The sequence below is a fragment of the Pseudomonas sp. NPDC008258 genome, assembly GCF_042956345.1.
Lineage (GTDB): Bacteria > Pseudomonadota > Gammaproteobacteria > Pseudomonadales > Pseudomonadaceae > Aquipseudomonas.
This window is the reverse complement of record NZ_JBIBGE010000002.1, coordinates 205,697-224,090: the sequence shown is the minus strand read 5'-3', so window position 1 is coordinate 224,090 and position 18,394 is coordinate 205,697. Positions and strand designations below refer to the sequence as shown.

13 protein-coding genes are annotated in these 18,394 nt (G+C 62.8%); 5 read left to right on the top strand and 8 right to left on the bottom strand.

Annotated elements, in window-relative coordinates; translation table 11 throughout:
- The first annotated feature begins 150 nt into the window (after positions 1-150).
- The gene (locus tag ACFY9W_RS02480; protein ID WP_391125273.1) at positions 151-1,395 is read left to right on the top strand and encodes a putative porin; all 1,245 of its coding nucleotides are present in this window, start codon (positions 151-153) and stop codon (positions 1,393-1,395) included.
- Positions 1,396-1,596: 201 nt separating this feature from the next.
- On the opposite strand, the gene ACFY9W_RS02475 is transcribed toward ACFY9W_RS02480, so the two are convergent.
- Both ACFY9W_RS02475 and hrpA read right to left on the bottom strand, forming a co-directional pair.
- On the bottom strand, positions 1,597-2,718 hold the full coding sequence (locus ACFY9W_RS02475; RefSeq protein ID WP_391125270.1) for a beta-ketoacyl-ACP synthase III: 1,122 nt from the start codon (positions 2,716-2,718) through the stop codon (positions 1,597-1,599).
- Positions 2,719-2,953: 235 nt separating this feature from the next.
- Positions 2,954-6,859 carry an ATP-dependent RNA helicase HrpA gene (gene hrpA, locus ACFY9W_RS02470; RefSeq protein ID WP_391125267.1) on the bottom strand — a complete coding sequence of 1,302 codons (3,906 nt, stop codon included), beginning with the start codon at positions 6,857-6,859 and terminating at the stop codon, positions 2,954-2,956.
- Positions 6,860-7,392: 533 nt separating this feature from the next.
- Between hrpA and ACFY9W_RS02465 the strand changes: the two genes are divergently transcribed.
- Together ACFY9W_RS02465 and ACFY9W_RS02460 are read left to right on the top strand one after the other, a co-directional pair.
- Positions 7,393-8,757, top strand: coding sequence for a glutamine synthetase family protein (locus tag ACFY9W_RS02465; protein ID WP_391125264.1), 1,365 nt, complete (start codon positions 7,393-7,395; stop codon positions 8,755-8,757).
- A gap of 24 nt (positions 8,758-8,781) precedes the next feature.
- Positions 8,782-10,089, top strand: a complete 1,308-nt coding sequence (locus ACFY9W_RS02460) for an FAD-dependent oxidoreductase (RefSeq protein WP_391125261.1) — start codon at positions 8,782-8,784, stop codon at positions 10,087-10,089.
- A 103-nt stretch (positions 10,090-10,192) separates the two neighbouring features.
- Here ACFY9W_RS02460 and fadD1 read toward each other — a convergent pair whose 3' ends face one another.
- Positions 10,193-11,890, bottom strand: coding sequence for a long-chain-fatty-acid--CoA ligase FadD1 (fadD1, locus tag ACFY9W_RS02455; RefSeq protein ID WP_391125258.1), 1,698 nt, complete (start codon positions 11,888-11,890; stop codon positions 10,193-10,195).
- 358 nt (positions 11,891-12,248) lie between these two features.
- Positions 12,249-13,937, bottom strand: a complete 1,689-nt coding sequence (gene fadD2 / locus ACFY9W_RS02450; protein WP_391125255.1) for a long-chain-fatty-acid--CoA ligase FadD2 — start codon at positions 13,935-13,937, stop codon at positions 12,249-12,251.
- Between the two features lie 218 nt (positions 13,938-14,155).
- Between fadD2 and ACFY9W_RS02445 the strand changes: the two genes are divergently transcribed.
- Positions 14,156-15,100: an alpha/beta fold hydrolase gene (locus tag ACFY9W_RS02445; protein WP_391125252.1), complete on the top strand. Its 945-nt coding sequence runs from the start codon at positions 14,156-14,158 to the stop codon at positions 15,098-15,100.
- Positions 15,101-15,134: 34 nt separating this feature from the next.
- On the top strand, positions 15,135-15,605 hold the full coding sequence (locus tag ACFY9W_RS02440) for a MaoC/PaaZ C-terminal domain-containing protein (RefSeq protein WP_391125249.1): 471 nt from the start codon (positions 15,135-15,137) through the stop codon (positions 15,603-15,605).
- A gap of 109 nt (positions 15,606-15,714) precedes the next feature.
- Here the strand turns inward: ACFY9W_RS02440 and ACFY9W_RS02435 are convergent, their stop codons facing one another.
- The 4 genes from ACFY9W_RS02435 to ACFY9W_RS02420 are packed head-to-tail and all read right to left on the bottom strand — an operon-like array spanning position 15,715 to position 18,273.
- Positions 15,715-16,953 (bottom strand): sigma-70 family RNA polymerase sigma factor, encoded by a 1,239-nt coding sequence (locus ACFY9W_RS02435; RefSeq protein ID WP_391125246.1) that lies wholly within the window; start codon positions 16,951-16,953, stop codon positions 15,715-15,717.
- The gene (locus ACFY9W_RS02430; protein WP_391125243.1) at positions 16,953-17,438 is read right to left on the bottom strand and encodes an SRPBCC domain-containing protein; all 486 of its coding nucleotides are present in this window, start codon (positions 17,436-17,438) and stop codon (positions 16,953-16,955) included. Before ACFY9W_RS02430 ends, ACFY9W_RS02435 begins: the two co-directional genes overlap by 1 nt.
- 20 nt (positions 17,439-17,458) lie before the next feature.
- Positions 17,459-17,803 carry a YciI family protein gene (locus tag ACFY9W_RS02425; protein WP_391125240.1) on the bottom strand — a complete coding sequence of 115 codons (345 nt, stop codon included), beginning with the start codon at positions 17,801-17,803 and terminating at the stop codon, positions 17,459-17,461.
- A 44-nt stretch (positions 17,804-17,847) separates the two neighbouring features.
- On the bottom strand, positions 17,848-18,273 hold the full coding sequence (locus ACFY9W_RS02420) for a nuclear transport factor 2 family protein (protein ID WP_391125237.1): 426 nt from the start codon (positions 18,271-18,273) through the stop codon (positions 17,848-17,850).
- Positions 18,274-18,394: the final 121 nt, after the last annotated feature.

Genomic DNA, 18,394 nt, shown 5'->3' with positions numbered 1-18,394 from the left:
AATTAGACATTAATCTGTCATTGGCCCCCGCAATACTTGCGCCTGTTTTCCGGAACCCCAGAACCTGTCTAGTCAGGCCCTTTCCGAAGACATGCCAACGCAGGGGCAGGCGCTTGAGCCTCCCCCATTTTTTTCAGTAGGGAGAACCTTATGCGTCTTGTTTCTACACTTACCGGAGTGAGCCTCACCGGCATGATGCTGGCTCTGAGCGCCCCGGCCAGTGCTGCTGTCGACGCCAAGCTGCTCGAAATGCTCCGCGCCAACGGCTCGATCAACCAGGCGCAGTACAACGAACTGCAGGGCGACCTGGCAAAAGAAACCAAGGAAAAGGCCGACCAGAAAGCTCAGTCTGAACGGATGAGCAACTTCGAACAAAAAGTGGCATGGGCCGCCAAGACCCAGATCAAGGGTGATGTACGCCTGCGCTACGAAGACGTCAACGTCGACAACCCGATCTCCCGCAGCGGCAACCAGGACCGTGAGCGCGTACGTGCCCGTGTCGGTTTCTACAGCGAGATCAACCCGCAAGTCGACGCCGGCGTGCGTGTGGCCACCGGCAGCAGCGCCGATGCCCGCTCGACCAACCAGAGCCTGGACAACTACTTCGAGAAGAAATCGCTGTGGGTCGACCTGGCCTACCTCGACTGGCACCCGACTGCCGTGCCTAACCTGCACCTGATCGGCGGCAAGATGAACCAGCCTTGGGTGAGCATGGGCGACATCATCTGGGACAGCGACATCAACCCGGAAGGCGTGGCGGCTACCTACAAGACCAACCTCGGCCCGGCCGAAGTGTTCGGCAGCATCGGCCACTACAACCTGAAGGACAACGTCGACGGCGACGGCGTGCAGTTCAAGCACGACGCGCAGCTGTACGCGGCCCAGCTGGGTACCAAGTTCAACGCGGCTGACACCGTCAAGGTTACCGTTGGCGGCAGCATCTACGGCTACGACAACGACAAGGCCTCGGCCGCCCTGCGTTCGCTGGGCAACACCACCGACGAGTTCAACCTGGTTGAAGGCTTCGGTCAGATCGACTTCACCGGCTTCGCCATCCCGCTGTCGGCTTACGGCCAGTTCGTCAAGAACACCGAAAGCACCGACGGCAAGGACAAGGCCTGGCTGGCTGGTGTGAAGAGCAAGATCGGTGCCTGGAGCCTGGACTACAACTACCGCGACGTACAACGTAACGGTGTAGTCAGCCTGTTCACCGACTCTGACTTCGGTAACGGCTTCACCGGCTCCCGTGGCCACAAGTTCAAAGTGGGTTACGAAATCGACAAGAACTTCGCCCTGGGCGCGGCCTACCTGATGGCCAAGACCGACTACTCCAACCTGCCGAACAGCGATGCTGACGTAGACACGCTGCAGGTAGACCTGGAAGCCAAGTTCTAAGCTGCACCCTCCTCTGCTTCACTCTGAAGCGGGAAACGCCGACCCCATCCGGCGTTTCCCGCTTTTTTTTGCCTGGCAGAAATGCGCCGGCCTCTTCGCGGGCTTGCCCGCTCCCACAGAATCACCACAGATCTTGAGAACTGTGGAGTACCTGTGGGAGCGGGCAAGCCCGCGAAGAGGCCGGTACAGGCGCCAAAAGACTCAGCGCTTGCGCAGAATCACACTACCAATCGAATACCCCGCACCAAACGAGCTCAACACCCCCAGCGCCCCCTTGGCCAGGTCATCCTGGTACAGGTGGAAGGCAATTACCGACCCCGCCGAACTGGTGTTGGCGTAGCGGTCCAGAATCACCGGTGCATCTTCCTCGGCCACTTCTCGCCCCAGCAGTTTCTTGACGATCAGGTGGTTCATGCTGAGGTTGGCCTGGTGCAACCAGAAGCGCTTCACATCGCTCGGTTGCAGGCCATTTTCCTGCAGGTGCTCACCGATCAGCTCTGCCACCTTCGGGCACACCTCGCGGAACACCTTGCGGCCTTCCTGGATGAACAGCTTGTCTGCCGCACCCTCGCCCTCTTCCGCCGCGCGGTTGAGGAAGCCGAAGTTGTTGCGGATGTTGTTGGAGAACTCGGTCCACAGCTTGCTGCTGACGATGTCGAACTGGTGCGCCGAGGTGGCCTGATCGGCACGTTCGAGCAACACGGCGGTGGCGGCATCACCGAAAATGAAATGGCTGTCGCGGTCACGGAAGTTCAGGTGGCCGGTGCACACCTCCGGGTTGACCATCAGCACCGCACGCGCCTGGCCCAGGGCCACGCTGTTGGCGGCGGTCTGAATGCCGAACGTGGCCGACGAGCAAGCCACGTTCATGTCGAAGGCAAAGCCCTGGATGCCCAGCGCCTGTTGCACCTCGATGGCGATGGCAGGGTAAGGGCGCTGCAGGTTTGAACAGGCAACGATCACCCCGTCGACATCGGCAGCCGTACGGCCGGCGCGCTCCAATGCCTGACGGGCAGCGGCCACGGCCATTTCGCAGAGCACCGACGGCTCATCGTTGGTGCGTTCCGGCAGGCGTGGTTTCATGCGCTGCGGGTCGAGGATGCCGGCCTTGTCCATCACGAAGCGGCTCTTGATGCCCGAGGCCTTTTCGATGAACGCCGCGTCGGAAACCGGCGCCGCTTCGACTTCACCGCGCTCGATGGCGGCGGCGTTGTCCTGGTTGAACTGCTGCGACCAGGCGTTGAAAGAGGCCACCAGTTCTTCGTTGGAAATGCTCTGGGCCGGGGTATACAGGCCGGTGCCGCTGATCACGACGTTATGCACGGTCGTTCCTCTGGTCAAAGGCCATCGCCACGGGGCGCTGGCTGGGAATATGACAGGTTATGGCACTTTAGTGCCAATTCAAGGGCGAGGGCTGCGCCCTCGTTCGCGGGCACGCCCGCTCCCACAGGGATCGCACCGCTCCCAAGCACATTGCTGTACCTGTGGGAGCGGGCGTGCCCGCGAAGGGCCGCAAAGCGGCCCCAAACTCACTGAAGTGTGCCACAAATCAAGGAAGTTAGCCTTCCACCTGGCTCCACTGTTTGCTCAATCTTTTGTCGGAAATCGGCACCTTGGTCCCCAGTTGCTGAGCAAACAGCGACACCCGATATTCCTCCAGCCACCAGCGGTACAACGCCAGCTGTTCATCCCGCTTGCCCTCCTGGGCATGCTTGTCGGCACGGGCCTTGTACTGCGCCCACAGGTTGGCCAGCTCGCCGCTCCACACGCGGTCCTTCTGCACTTGCGAACCCAGTTTCTCCAGGCGCAATTCCACCGCCTTGAGGTAACGCGGCAACTCCTTGAACCACACCCCGGGCGTTTCACGCACAAAGCCTGGGTAAACCAGGTTGCCCAGTTGTTGCTTGATGTCGTTCAGCGCCACCGCCTGGCTGAGGTCGATCTTGCCCTTGAAGCGCTTTTGCAACCCGTGCCACAGCTTCAGCACCTCCAGGGTCTGGCGCGCCAGGCGCTCGGCGTGCTCGGCCCAGCTACCGCGCTTGCGCTCAGCCAGCCCGGCCAAAGCCGCACCCTCTCGTGGCAACGTCTGCTCACCTTCGAGGATGCAGCTGTCCAGGCTGGCCAGCAGGATGTCCTCGACCAGTGCCTCGACCCGGCCCATTTCACGGTACAACAGGCCCAGCTCGGTCAAGCCCGGCAATTTGCCACGCAGGAATTTGGCGGGCTCGGCCAACTGCTGCAACAACAGGCGCTGAAGGGCACGGCGGTGCTGGAACTCGGCTTCAGCCTGGGTCGAGAAACGCCCTTCGCGCACGGTGCCGTTCTCGTCCACCAGCGCCGGGTACACGGTCATCGAAAGCCCCGCGATCTTCTGTTGAGCGGTCTGCTTCACTTCCGTGAAGGCCTTGGCCTGCACCGGCTGCTCGCTTTTGGCATCACGCGGTACCGCCAGCGCCGCCTGGCTGGCAGCGGCAAAGCGTGCCGTCAGCTCGGCAAGATCGCGGCCTTCGCCAAGGAACTTGCCCTGGCCATCGACCACTTCGATGTTCATGCGCAGGTGGCCTTCGACCAGCTGGACCGACTCGTCCCAGGCCTCGTCGGGCACACGCGCCCCGGTCATGCGCAGCAACTCCTGGCCCAAGGCCTGCGGTAGTGCACCCCGACCAAAGGTCATGCGCGCCAGCGAGGCCTTGACGAAGTCCGGTACCGGCACGAAGTTCTTGCGCAGGGCCTTTGGCAGGTTGCGTATCAGCGCCACGCACTTGGCTTCCAGCAGGCCCGGCACCAGCCATTCCAGGCGCTCGCCTGGCAGGCTTGGCAGCAGCGGCGCCGGCACCCGTACCGTCACGCCGTCACGTGGGTGGCCGGGCTCGAAATGGTAGCTCAGCGGCAAGCGCAGCTCGCCCACCTGCATGCTGTCGGGGTATTGCGCTGCGGTCACTTCGCTGGCCTCGCGGGCCAGCACGTCTTCCTCGCGCATGATCAGCAGGTTGGCGTCCTTCTGGCTGCCCATGCGGTACCAGCTGTCGAAAGTCGCAGTCTGGTGGATTTCCGCCGGCAAGCGCGCTTCGTAGAAAGCGTACAGCGTTTCTTCATCGGCAAGGATGTCGCGCCGGCGGGCCTTGGCCTCCAGCTCGTCGAGGTCTTCAAGCAGGCGTTTGTTGGCCGCCAGGCACTTGGCCCGCGACTGGATTTCGCCACCCACCAGGCCTTCGCGGATGAACAGCTCGCGTGAAGTAACCGGGTCGATCGGGCCGAAGTGCACCGGGCGGCGGCCGACCAGAATCAGGCCGTACAGGGTGATCTGCTCATAGGCCACAACCTGCCCGCGCTTCTTCTCCCAGTGCGGTTCAAAGTGGTTCTTCTTGACCAGGTGGCCAGCCAGCGGCTCGATCCAGTCAGGTTCGATCTTGGCGACCATTCGCGCATACAGCTTGGTGGTTTCGACCAGCTCGGCGGCCATCACCCACTGCGGGCGCTTGCGCCCCAGGCCTGACGACGGGTGCACCCAGAAGCGCCGCTGACGGGCACCCTGGTAGTCGCCCTCTTCGGTCTTCTGGCCAATCTGGCTGAGCAGCCCGCTGAGGATGGCCTTATGCATCTTCTGGTAGTCGGACGGTTCCTTGTTCACCGTCAGCTGCAGGTCACGGCAGATCAGTGCCAGCTGGCGATGGGCATCGCGCCACTCGCGCAGGCGCAGGTAGTTGAGGAAGTTCTTGCGGCACCAGCTGCGCAGCGGGTTGGCGGTCAGGGCCTGGCGCTGCTCTTCAAAGCCGCGCCACAGGTTGACCAGCGCGGCGAAATCGGAGTCCACATCCTTCCACTGCGCATGCGCCTGGTCGGCTGCCTGCTGGCGTTCCGGCGGGCGCTCACGCGGGTCCTGCACCGACAGCGCACTGGTAACGATCAGCACTTCCTGCAGGCTGCCCTGGCGGGCGCCCTCCAGCAACATGCGGCCCAGCCGCGGGTCGATCGGCAAACGCGCCAGCTGCCGGCCAAGCGGGGTCAGCTGGTTCTCGCGGTTGACCGCTGAAAGCTCCTGCAACAGGTTGAAGCCGTCGCTGATGGCCTTGCCATCTGGCGGCTCGATGAACGGGAAAGCATCGATAGCGCCCAGGCGCAGGTGCAGCATCTGCAGGATCACTGCCGCCAGGTTGGTGCGCAGGATCTCTGGGTCAGTAAACGCTGGCCTTGCGTTGAAATCCTCTTCGCTGTACAGGCGTACGCAAATGCCCGGCTCGACCCGGCCGCAACGGCCCTTACGCTGGTTGGCACTGGCCTGCGACACAGCCTCGATCGGCAGGCGCTGTACCTTGGCGCGGTAGCTGTAGCGGCTGATACGCGCGGTGCCGGTATCGATCACGTAGCGAATGCCAGGCACAGTCAGCGAGGTTTCCGCGACGTTGGTAGCCAGGATCACCCGGCGCCCGGTGTGGGACTGGAAGATGCGCTGCTGCTCGGCCGGCGACAGGCGTGCATACAGCGGCAGGATCTCGGTATGGCGCAATTGCGCCTTGCGCAGGATCTCGGCGGCATCGCGAATTTCCCGCTCGCCCGGCAGGAAGATCAGCACATCGCCCGGCCCCTTGCCTTCGCTGCGTTCGTGGTGTGCCAGCTCATCCAGGGTGGCAAGGATCGCCTGATCGACAGTGAGGTCGTCCTCGATCTGGTTGCCTTCCTCGTCCTGCTCGCTGGTCAGCGGGCGGTACCAGGTTTCCACCGGGAAGGTACGCCCGGACACCTCGATGATCGGCGCGCCGTCAAAGTGTTTGGAGAAGCGCTCAAGGTCGATGGTTGCCGAAGTGATGATCAGCTTCAGCTCTGGCCGGCGGTGCAGCAGGGTCTTCAGGTAGCCGAGCAGGAAGTCGATGTTCAGGCTGCGTTCGTGGGCTTCGTCGACGATGATCGTGTCGTAGCGTTCCAGGAAACGGTCGTGCTGGGTTTCGGCCAGCAGGATGCCGTCGGTCATCAGCTTGACCAGGGTGTTGGCATCGCTCTGGTCTTCGAAACGCACCTGGTAGCCGACCAGCCCGCCCAGCGGGGTGCCCAGTTCTTCGGCAACCCGTGTGGCAACGCTGCGTGCTGCGATACGGCGCGGCTGGGTATGGGCGATCAGGCCATGGCTGCCACGGCCCAGCTCCAGGCAGATTTTCGGCAGCTGGGTAGTCTTGCCCGAACCGGTTTCGCCAGCGATCACCAGCACCTGGTTTTCCGCCAGGGCCTTCTTGATTTCGTCACGCTTGGCAGCGATTGGCAGGTTGTCGTCGTAGCGCACGGTCGGCACGCTCTGCTGACGTGCAGTGACCTGGGCACAGGAGGCCTGGACCTTCTCCACCCACTGCGCCAGCTTGGCCTCGTCGGGGCGCTTGCGCAGTTCGTGCAGTTGCCGGCGCAGGCGATGGCGGTCGGCAATCATGGCGTGATCGAGGTTTTGCAGCAGTTTGTCGATGGCGTGGTCAGTCATGGGGCTTTTTAGTGATGCAGGTGGGCCTGCTTTTTCATGATCGGCATTCGAAGGATGCGCGATTGTCGCAGATTTGCCGATTCTCTGCTGCCTGTGCCTGCCTCTTCGCGGGCTTGCCCGCTCCCACAGGTCCCCCACAATTTCAGGCTGGAGGTAACCCTGTGGGAGCGGGCATGCCCGCGAAGAGGCCGGTACAGGCAATCAAATGTTTAGCCAGGTACGATGTAAAGGTTGCCATTCACTGCTTTAATCAACCTTACGCCGCATGTGAGTATCAAAGGCATGACTCCCGCCCAGCCCATCGCCCCACCGTCTTCCCGCCCTTCGCTACCGAAGGCCCGGAGCCGTGCCGGGGAAAATCCGCTGGTGCACATCATCCTCGCCTTCTGGGCGCTGTGGCACTGCCGCCACGCACGCCCACCAGACACCTCGCTCACGCCATTGTGACCAAACCCGGCCATCGTCTGGCCGTTTGACTCAACTGGACCGCGCTTTTTTGCGCGAAGTCCTGTGCGCCCGTGAGCGAATTCATCATGCACTTTGCACCTGTAGAGCAGGCTTCCCGTTTCCTGGCTGACAACCCCGATATCGAGCTGTTCGAACTGTTCATCCTCGACGCCAACGGCGTACCACGCGGCAAGCTGCTGCACCGTGACGAACTGCTGGCCGTGTACCAGACCGGCCGGCCGCTGCCCAGCACCATCCTTGGCCTGACCCTGAACGGCGACGACGTGGAAAACTCCGGCCTGGTGTGGGACGTGGGCGACATCGACTGCCGCGCCTACCCACTGGATGGCAGCTTGGTGCGCCTGCCCTGGCGGCGTGTGCCGACCGCCGCCGTGCAGGTCAGCATGCACCCCAGCGAAGGCCTGCCAGCCAGCATCGCCGACCCGCGCCATGTGCTACTGCGCACCATTGAAGCGCTGAAAGCCGACGGCTACCACCCGGTGATGGCCTGCGAACTGGAGTTCTACCTGCTCGACCAGCAGCGTGACGCCCAAGGCCGCCCGCAACCGGCACTGGACAATGATGGCGGCCGCCCGCGCAGCACCCAGGTCTATGGCCTGCGTGAACTGGAACAGATCGAACCGTTCCTCGCCGACCTGTACGCCGCCTGCAAGGCCCAGGGCATTCCGGCGCGCACCGCCATTTCGGAATACGCCCCCGGTCAGGTTGAAATTACCCTTGAGCACGGCGACGCCCTGCAGGCCATGGACCAGGCCGTGCGCTACAAGCGCCTGGTAAAAGGTGTGGCCCATGCCCATGGCATGCAGGCCTGCTTCATGGCCAAGCCGTTTGCCAACCTGGCCGGTACCGGCATGCACATGCACCTGAGCCTGGCCGACAGCCACGGCAACAACCTGTTCGCCAGCGAGGACAAGGCCGGCACCCCGCTGCTGCGCCAGGCCGTCGCCGGCATGCTGCGCCATCTGCGCGAATCGCTGCTGCTGTTTTGCCCCAACGCCAACTCGTTCCGCCGCTTCCAGGCCAACAGCTATGCACCACTGGCCCCGACCTGGGGCGTGGACAACCGCACCGTGAGCCTGCGCGTGCCCGGCGGCCCGGCCAACAGCCGGCATGTGGAGCACCGCATCTGCGGCGCCGATGCCAACCCTTACCTGGCTGCTGCGGCAATTCTTGCCGCCAGCCATCGCGGCATCCGCGAACAGCTGGACCCAGGCGCACCGGTGGAGGGCAACGGCTATGCGCAGGCCACCGAGCACCTGCCCACCGACTGGCTGACAGCCCTTGACGCCCTGCAGCATTCCCATTGGGCCCGCGAAGCATTGGGCGAAGACTTCCTCGGCGTGTACCTGAAGGTCAAGCGCGCCGAGTATCGCCAGTTCATGGCCGAAGTCAGCGAGCAGGACTGGCGCTGGTACCTGCACCAGGCCTGAGCCCCTACCTAACAAGGAATACCCATGAACGCAGCATTGAACAACGGCCCGGCGCAGCGTGCGCCGTCCTACTACAGCGCCACCCTGAACGACCACACCGAGTACCCGCAGCTCAAGGGCACGGTGCAGGTTGACGTGGCCATCATCGGCGGCGGCTTCACTGGCGTGGCTACGGCGGTGGAACTGGCCGAGCGTGGCCTGAAAGTGGCCATTGTCGAAACCAACCGCATCGGCTGGGGCGCCAGCGGCCGCAATGGTGGCCAGGTCACTGGCAGCCTGTCCGGCGATGAAGCCATGCGCTCGCAAATGCGCAGCCACCTGGGCGCCGAGGTCGACGATTTCATCTGGCACCTGCGCTGGCGCGGCCATCAGGTGATCGAGCAGCGCGTAGCGCGCTATGGCATCGACTGCGACCTCAAGCACGGCCACCTGCATGCGGCGATGAAGCCCTCGCACCTGAGCGAGCTGCGCGCTTTCGAGGCCGAGGCCCAACGCCGTGGCATGGGCGAACAGGTGCAATTGCTCGACCGCGCTGCAGTGGCCGAGCACCTGCAAAGCCCGCTGTACCTGGGCGCCCTGAAGAACCTGCGCAACCTGCACCTGCACCCGCTTAACCTGTGCCTGGGTGAGGCCCGCGCTGCCCACAGCCTGGGTGCACTAATTTTCGAGAATTCCGAAGTGCTGGACATCGTCCACGGCCCACGCCCGGCAGTGGTCACCGCCCATGGGCGGGTCGAGGCACGCCAGGTGATGCTGGCTGGCGATGTGTACCACAAGCTGGAAAAGCGCCAGCTCAAGGGCAAGATCTTCCCGGCCATGGGCGGCATTGTCACCACCGCGCCGCTGGGTGACCTGGCCGAGCAGATCAACCCGCAGGACCTGGCGGTGTACGACTGCCGCTTCGTGCTCGACTACTACCGCCTCACGGCCGACAAGCGCCTGCTGTTTGGCGGTGGCGCCAATTACTCGGGCAAGGATTCACGCGACATCGAAGGTGAGCTGCGCCCGTGCATCGAACGCACCTTCCCGGCGCTCAAGGGCGTGCCTATCGAGTTCCAGTGGAGCTGCGCCATGGGCATCGTGGTCAACCGCATTCCGCAGTTGGGCAAGCTGTCGGACAACGTGTGGTATTGCCAGGGTTATTCGGGGCATGGCATTGCCACCAGCCACATCATGGGCGAGATCATGGCCGAGGCATTGACCGGCACACTGGAGAAGTTCGACACCTTTGCCCAGTGCAAGCATGTGCGGGTGCCGATGGGGGATTTGCTGGGCAATCCGCTGCTGGCGGCGGGGATGTGGTACTACCAGATGCTGGAAAAACTGCGCTGAAGCATTCGCGGGCACGCCCGCTCCCACAGGTACAGCGCAGCCCTCTGGCTCGGCGCAATACCTGTGGGAGCGGGCGTGCCCGCGAAGAGGCCAGTGAAGTCGATCAGGCGATCTTCTTCAGCCCCTGCTTCTTCAGCTCTTCATCACGCAGCTCGCGGCGCAAAATCTTGCCCACGTTGGTAGTTGGCAGCGAATCACGGAACTCGATCATGCGCGGTACCTTGTAGCCGGTAACGTTGGCACGCATGTGCTCCATCACCTGCTCCTTGGTCACGGTCATGCCCGGCTTGACCACGATGAACACCTTGATCACTTCACCCGACTTCTCGTCCGGCACACCAATGGCCGCGCATTGCAACACGCCCGGCAAGGCCGCCAGTACATCTTCCAGTTCGTTCGGGTACACGTTGAAGCCCGAGACCAGGATCATGTCCTTCTTGCGGTCGACGATGCGCATGTAGCCATCCGCCTGGATCAGCGCAATGTCACCGGTCTTCAGCCAGCCTTCGCTGTCGAGGATTTCGGCGGTGGCGTCTTCACGCTGCCAGTAGCCCTTCATCACCTGCGGGCCCTTGACGCACAGCTCGCCCACTTCGCCAAGCGGCTGCTCATTGCCGGCGTCGTCGATGATCTTGCACAGGGTCGACGGCACCGGAATGCCAATGGTACCCACCTGGTTGGCCTCTGCCGGGTTCACCGCCGCCACCGGGCTGGTTTCAGTCATGCCGTAGCCTTCACAGATGGCGCAACCAGTAACGGCTTTCCAGCGTTCAGCCACGCTCAGTTGCAGGGCCATGCCACCCGACAAGGTGATTTTCAGCGCGGAGAAGTCCAGGGCACGGAACGCCTCGTTGTTGCACAGGGCAACGAACAGGGTGTTGAGGCCGACAAAGCCGCTGAACTTCCACTTGCCCAGTTCCTTGACCATGGCCGGCAAGTCACGCGGGTTGCTGATCAGCACGTTGTGGTTGCCGATCAGCATCATGGCCATGCAATGGAAGGTAAAGGCATAGATGTGGTACAGCGGCAGCGGGGTGATAAGGATTTCGCAGCCTTCGTGCAGGTTGGAGCCCATCAGCGCCCGGCACTGCAGCATGTTGGCCACCAGGTTGCGGTGGGTCAGCATCGCCCCCTTCGCCACGCCCGTGGTACCGCCTGTGTATTGCAGCACCGCCACGTCGTTGGCCTGCGGATTGGCCTCGGTAACCGGCTGGCCCTTGCCCAATGCCAACGCGTCGTTGAAGCGTACGGCACGCGGCAAGTTGTAGGCCGGCACCATCTTCTTCACGTACTTGATCACGCTGTTGATCAGCAAGCGCTTGAGCGGCGGCAGCAGGTCGGCCACTTCAGTGACGATAACGTGCCTGACCTGGGTCTTGGGCACCACCTTTTCAGCCAGGTGGGCCATGTTGGCCAGGCACACCAACGCTTTGGCGCCGGAGTCGTTGAACTGGTGTTCCATCTCCCGCGCGGTATAAAGCGGGTTGGTGTTGACCACGATCAGCCCGGCACGCATGGCACCGAAGACCGCGACCGGGTATTGCAGGACATTGGGCAGTTGCACGGCAATGCGGTCACCCGGCTTCAGGTCGGTATGCTGCTGCAACCAGGCGGCAAACGCCCCCGACAGCGCATACAGCTCGCCATAAGTGATAGTCTTGCCCAGGTTGCTAAAGGCCGGTTTGTCGGCAAAGCGTTGGCAGGATTGCTTGAGTACTGCCTGGATATTGGGGAATTCGTCAGGATTGATTTCCGCCGTAATCCCGGCTGGGTACTTATCCTTCCAAAAATGTTCGATCATGGAAGCCCACTCCTTCAGCAACAGCGAAGTTCGATTGGCGCGTCTATGCGCTTATTATTGATATGAGACGGTGGTTCGTTGCAAACCGGATCATCTGAAAGCGGCCCGAGAGTAACAGCTTTGTTTGGGGTCGCCTAGAGGCCAAAACAGGCCTTGCAGTCACAAAAATGACTCAATGAACAATACAGGTCATTTTTAGAGTTTTTAACCAAAATGTCGCTAATCGGGCTGTATTGAGCTTGTTAGAGCTGTTTAAAAGCATTCGCGGGCTTGCCCGCTCCCACAGGATCACCACAATGTCCGAGGTTGTGGTGATCCTGTGGGAGCGGGCAAGCCCGCGAAGAAGCCAACACAACACTCAAGCTATATCACGCAACTCCCGCCGCAGGATCTTGCCCACCGGCGTCATCGGCAACGACTCGCGCAGCACGATATGCTTGGGCACCTTGTAACCAGTGAAGTTGGCCTTGCAGTAGGCCTTCAGCTCTTCAACACTCAACCCACCCTCACGCGGCACTACAAACAGCTTCACCGCCTCGCCGGAGCGCTCGTCCGGCACGCCGATGGCTGCACAGTTGGCGACCTTGGGGTGGCCCATCACTACATCCTCGATCTCGTTGGGGTAAACGTTGAAGCCCGAGACGATGATCATGTCCTTCTTGCGGTCGACGATGCGGGTGAAGCCGTCCGGGTCGATGATGGCGATATCACCCGTCTTGAACCAACCGTCTGCATCCAGCGCCTGAGCCGTGGCTTCAGGCTGCTGCCAATAGCCCTTCATCACCTGCGGCCCCTTGATGCACAGCTCGCCCCGCTCGCCCAGCGGCAGTTCGTTGCCGTCATCATCGATCACCTTGAACGCGGTACCCGCCACCGGGATGCCCACCGTACCCAGGCGCGCCAGCTTGCCGTAGGGGTTGGTGCTGGCCACCGGCGAGGTTTCAGTCAGGCCGTAGCCTTCGACGATGCGACAGCCAGTAAGCGCCTCCCAGCGTTCGGCGGTGGCCTTGACCAGCGCGGTGCCGCCGGAGTTGGTGACTTTGAGGGCGGAGAAATCCAGTTGGCGGAAACCGGGGTGGTCCATCAGCGCTACAAACAGGGTGTTCAGGCCTAGCAACGCAGAGAAACGCCACTTGCCCAGCTCCTTGATGAAGCCGGGGATATCCCGTGGGTTGGTAATCAGCACGTTGTGGTTGCCGGTGACCATCATGCACATGCAGTTCGCGGTGAAGGCATAGATGTGGTACAGCGGCAGCGGTGCGATCATTACCTCCTGGCCGTCCTTGAGCAGCTTCTGCCCATCGGGGCCGTGCTGCGAGAAACAGGCCAGCACCTGCAGCATGTTTGCCACCAGGTTGCCGTGGGTGAGCATGGCGCCCTTGGCAAGGCCCGTGGTGCCGCCGGTGTACTGCAGCACCGCGATGTCGTCCAGGCTCAGGGGTACCGGTTTGGGTGACTGCCCGCGGCCTTGGCGCAGCACCTGCTTGAACGATAGCGCCTGGGGCAGGTGATAGGCCGGCACCATCTTCTTGACCTTGTCGACCACGGTGTTGATCAGCCAGCCCTTGGCGGTGGGCAACAGGTCGCCCATCCTGGCCTCGATCAGGTACTCGATGCCGGTGTCGGGCAGCACCTCCTGCACACGCTTGCCGAACATGTTCAGGTACACCAGCGCGCGTGCGCCGCTGTCCTTGAACTGGTGGCGCATTTCGCGCTCGGTGTACAGCGGGTTGGTGTTAACCACGATCAGGCCGGCGCGCATGGCACCGAAGACGGCGATCGGGTATTGCAACACGTTGGGCATCTGCACCGCGATGCGGTCACCGGGCTTGAGCGTGGTGTGCTGCTGCAACCAGGCAGCGAAGGCTGCCGAGTGGCGCTCCAGCTCTGCGTAGGTCAGGGTCACGCCCAGATTGCTGAATGCCGGGCGGTCGGCAAAGCGCTTGCAGGAGCGCTCGAACACCTCGACAACCGAGGCGTAGGCATTGATATCGATGGTGGAAGGCACGCCCGCCGGGCGCTTGTCATTCCAGAAGTCGGCTTGCATTTATTATTGTTCCTCTGCCTGGACCTGCACTGCGTCCTTTAGTCCACTACCTGATCGCCTACGGGCGAAAAGGCGTTGATCCGACGTTAGCAGGTAAGTCCAAGGTGGCATACACGCCAAGTGCCGCCATTAACATTGTGAATCTTATTTGTGCCCTTCCTGCAATCCGGCCGGTTGTGCATACACTGTCCGGGTACCTGTGCGCACAAGGATCCGCCATGCCCCACGACGCCTTCTGGCTACCTGCCAGCGAGCACTGCAGCCTGTACGTGCACCAATGGTTGCCGGCCAAACCGGTGAAAGCCGTGGTGCTGCTGGCCCATGGCATGGCCGAACATGCCGGGCGCTACCACCACCTGGGGCATGCCCTGAACGACGCCGGCTTTGCCCTGTTCGCCGCCGACCAGCGCGGCCACGGGCGCACCGCCGAGCTGGGCAGCCTCGGCCTGTTCGCCCGCCATCATGGCTGGAATGCCATCGTCAACGACCTGGGCCTGCTTGCCCAGCACATTGGGCAGCAGTACCCGTGCACACCGCTGTTCCTGTTTGGCCACAGCATGGGCAGCTACATCGCCCAGGCCTACCTGCTGCACCACAGCGCCAGCCTGCACGGGGCGATCCTCAGTGGCTCCAACTACCAGCCGGCGGCGCTGTACCGCGTGGCGCGGCTGATTGCCCGGCTGGAAGGCTGGCGCCAGGGGCCACTGGGCAAGAGTGCGCTGATCGAATGGTTGTCGTTCGGTTCGTTCAACAAGGCCTTCAAACCCAACCGCACAGCGTTCGACTGGCTCAGCCGCGACCCGGCCGAGGTCGACCTGTACGTCAACGACCCGTTGTGCGGCTTTCGTTGCAGCAACCAGCTGTGGCTCGACCTGCTGCAAGGCTTGGCGCAGATCAGCCAGCCGGGTAACCTCGCGCAGATCGATCCGAACCTGCCCATGCTGGTGATCGGGGGTGAATGTGATCCGGTCAGTGCCGGCAAGCGTCTCACCCACCTGGCCGACGCCCTGCGCGCGACCGGCAATCGACATGTACAGCTGCGCGTCTATCCTGAGGCGCGGCACGAAGTACTCAACGAAACCAACCGTGACGAGGTCACCGCCGATATCCTCGGCTGGCTTGAACAGGCACTGGCCCTTGGCCGCCCTGTGCGCAGTGAATGATAGCCGCCCTCGCCTACTGCTTAAGGAAGCCCCGATGTCCCAGGTCACCAACACGCCTTACGAAGCCCTCGAAGTCGGTCAGAAGGCCACGTTTGAAAAGTCCGTTGAAGAACGCGACATCCAGCTGTTCGCCGCAATGTCCGGTGACCACAACCCGGTGCACCTGGACGCCGAGTTCGCGGCCAAGAGCATGTTCCGCGAACGTATTGCCCACGGCATGTTCAGCGGCGCGCTGATCAGTGCGGCTGTGGCCTGCACCCTGCCAGGGCCTGGCACCATCTACCTGGGCCAGAAAATGAGCTTCCAGAAGCCGGTGAAAATTGGTGACACCCTGACCGTGCGCCTGGAAATCCTCGAGAAGCTGCCCAAGTTCAAGGTGCGCATTGCCACCAATGTGTACAACCAGAACGATGAGCTGGTGGTCGAGGGTGAGGCCGAGATCCTGGCACCGCGCAAGCAGCAAACTGTCGAGCTGGTGTCGCCGCCGAACTTTGTGGCTAGCTGAAAACTGATTTAGCCAGTACTGGCCTCTTCGCGGGCAAGCCCGCTCCCACAGATGCTGTGAGATCCCTGTGGGAGCGGGCTTGCCCGCGAAGAGGCCAGTACTGCAAACATTACTCAGTGGCCTGTAACCGCCGCTCGATATGCCTGCGCTCGGGCTCTTGCCGGGTCAAGGCCAGCGCCTGCCGCCACGCCGCCCGCGCCTCCTCCACCTGCCCGAGCTGGTAATGCAGCTCAGCCCGCGCCGCATGTGCCAGGTGATAGTCCAGCAGTTCACCACGCACCAGAATTCCCTCGACGGCCCGCAAACCGGCCTCCGGTCCATCCCGCTTCGAAAGCGCCACAGCCCGGTTCAGCTCTACCACCGCGGACGGCCAATGCCGCTGCAACACGTCGTACAGCCCGACGATCTCCCCCCAGTCCGTTTCTTCAGCCGTTGCTGCTTCAGCGTGAACCGCGGCTATCGCCGCCTGCACGGTATAGGCCCCGAACGCCCGGCTTTGCAGAGCCTGGCGCACCAGTTCGCAACCCTCATCTATGCGCTGCCGGTCCCACAACCTTCGGTCCTGCCGCTCCAGCACCACCAGGTTGCCTTGGGTATCGGTGCGCGCCTGCTGCCGCGATGCCTGCAGCAGCATCAAGGCCAACAGGCCGACCGCCTCCGGATCGGGCAGCAACTGCACCAGCAACCGTGCCAGGCGAATGGCTTCGTCGCTCAAGTCCTGCTGCACCAGCGCCTCGCCCGATGACGCCGAGTAGCCTTCGTTGAACACCAGGTAGATCACCCGCAGCACGCTCTCCAGGCGCTCGGGCAGTTCGTTCAGCTCCGGCACCTGGTAAGGGATGCCGGCATCGCGGATCTTGGCCTTGGCGCGGACAATGCGCTGGGCAATGGTGGCCGGGCTTTGCAAAAAGGCGCGGGCAATCTGTTCGGTGGTCAGGTCGCAGACTTCACGCAGGGTCAGCGGTACCTGGGCATCGGCGGACAAGGCCGGGTGGCAACAGGTAAAGATCAGCCGCAGGCGGTCGTCTGCCAGCAGTTCTTCTTCGCTGGGGTCTTGTGCCTGGCCTTCGAGCAGCATGCTCAAGTCTGCCTGCGAGCGGTCGAAACGGGCACGCCGGCGCAGCGCATCGATGGCTTTGAAGCGCCCGGTGGACACCAGCCACGCCCGTGGGTTATCGGGGATGCCATCGCGCTGCCAGCGCTCGACGGCGATGAAGAAGGCATCATGCATGGCCTCCTCGGCCAGGTCGAAATCACCCAGCAGGCGGATCAACGTTGCCAGGATGCGCCGCGACTCCCGCCGGTACACCGCCTCGACTTCGGCGCGCACCTGCGCCAGCACCGTCATCAGTCGGGCATCCGCTGGGTCACCACCTCCACCAGGCGGTCCAGGCTCTCTCCCCAGCCCTGGTAAAAGCCCATTTCCTCATGGGCCCGGCAGTCTGCGGCATTCCAATGCCAGGCGCGGGCGGTGTAGCGGGTTTTGCCCTGCTCTTCGTCAAAACTGATCACAGCGGTCATGAAGGCTTTGTTCGACGGCACCCAACCGGGGCTGAAGGCATCGGTGAACACCAGCCGACGTGGCGCGGCAATTTCCAGAAATACGCCCTGGGTCGGATACTCGCTGCCATCGGGCGCCCGCATCAGGGTGCGGAACAGGCCGCCGGCCCACAACTGCATCTCGCACTCCGGGGTGGTCATGCCGTGCGGCCCCCACCACTGCATCAGCCACTGGGGCTCGGTCCAGGCGCGGAACACCTTGGCCGGTGGTGCGTCGATCAGGCGGCTGATGCACAACTCGTGTTGCGCGTGCGCAGTGGGTGCAAGGCTCATGTTGTTGTTCTCCGTAGCGGTCAGGGTTGCAGTTCGCGCACAGGCCTTACCTCGACGCTACCGACCCGTGCGGCGGGAATGCCCTTGGCGATGTTCAGCGCTTCATTCAGGTCGCGAGCCTCCACCAGGTAAAAACCGGCCAGTTGCTCCTTGGTTTCGGCAAACGGGCCGTCGGTCAGGCTCATGTGCCCGTTACGCACGCGCACCGTGGTGGCCGTCTGCACCGGCTTCAGCGCCTGCGCCGCCAGCATGCGCCCGGAGCCTTGGATGGCTTCGGCGTAGGCCATGCATTCAGCATCTTCCGGGCTGTCAGGCAGGCTGTGCAGCAGCCCCTCGTCACAATAGACCAGGCACAGGTATTTCATGGTCGCCTCCAGGGCATCGGCAAAGTGCGTTTGGCGATAACGGCTCAGGGCTTGAGATCGAACAGGGCTTTCTGGGTTTCCATGTCGAACGGCGCCGACCAGTGCTCGTGGATCACCTGCCACTGGCCACCCTGACGACGATAGCCCACGGTGGCACGCATGAAGCCGCACTGGCTTTCGTCATCGCCCGGGCCACAGCGGTTCAGCCAGTGGGCCAGCGCCAGGTCGCCAGCGGTGTGTACGGTGAGTTCGGCCAGCTCGAAGACCATGGGGCCGGTGCACATGCCCATGCACATTTCCCAGTGCGCCGTGTAGGCGGCCTTGCCTTTGAATTGCAGGGCCTGGATGGCATCGAAGGCCACGATGTCGTCGGCGTAGGGGGCGGTGATATTAGGGATGTCGCGATCGCGCACGGCCTGCATCCAGCGCTCGATCAGTTGACGGATCTCGGTTTCGGCTGCGGTGCTCATCGGGGGTTCCTCCGACAGGACATAGGGTGTGGGCACACTGTGAAGCGTGCCTTCAGCTATGGTCGAACGGGGGGCGGAGGAATCGACAGGTGTTGGAAATTATTGTGTGTTGATGGTGCCA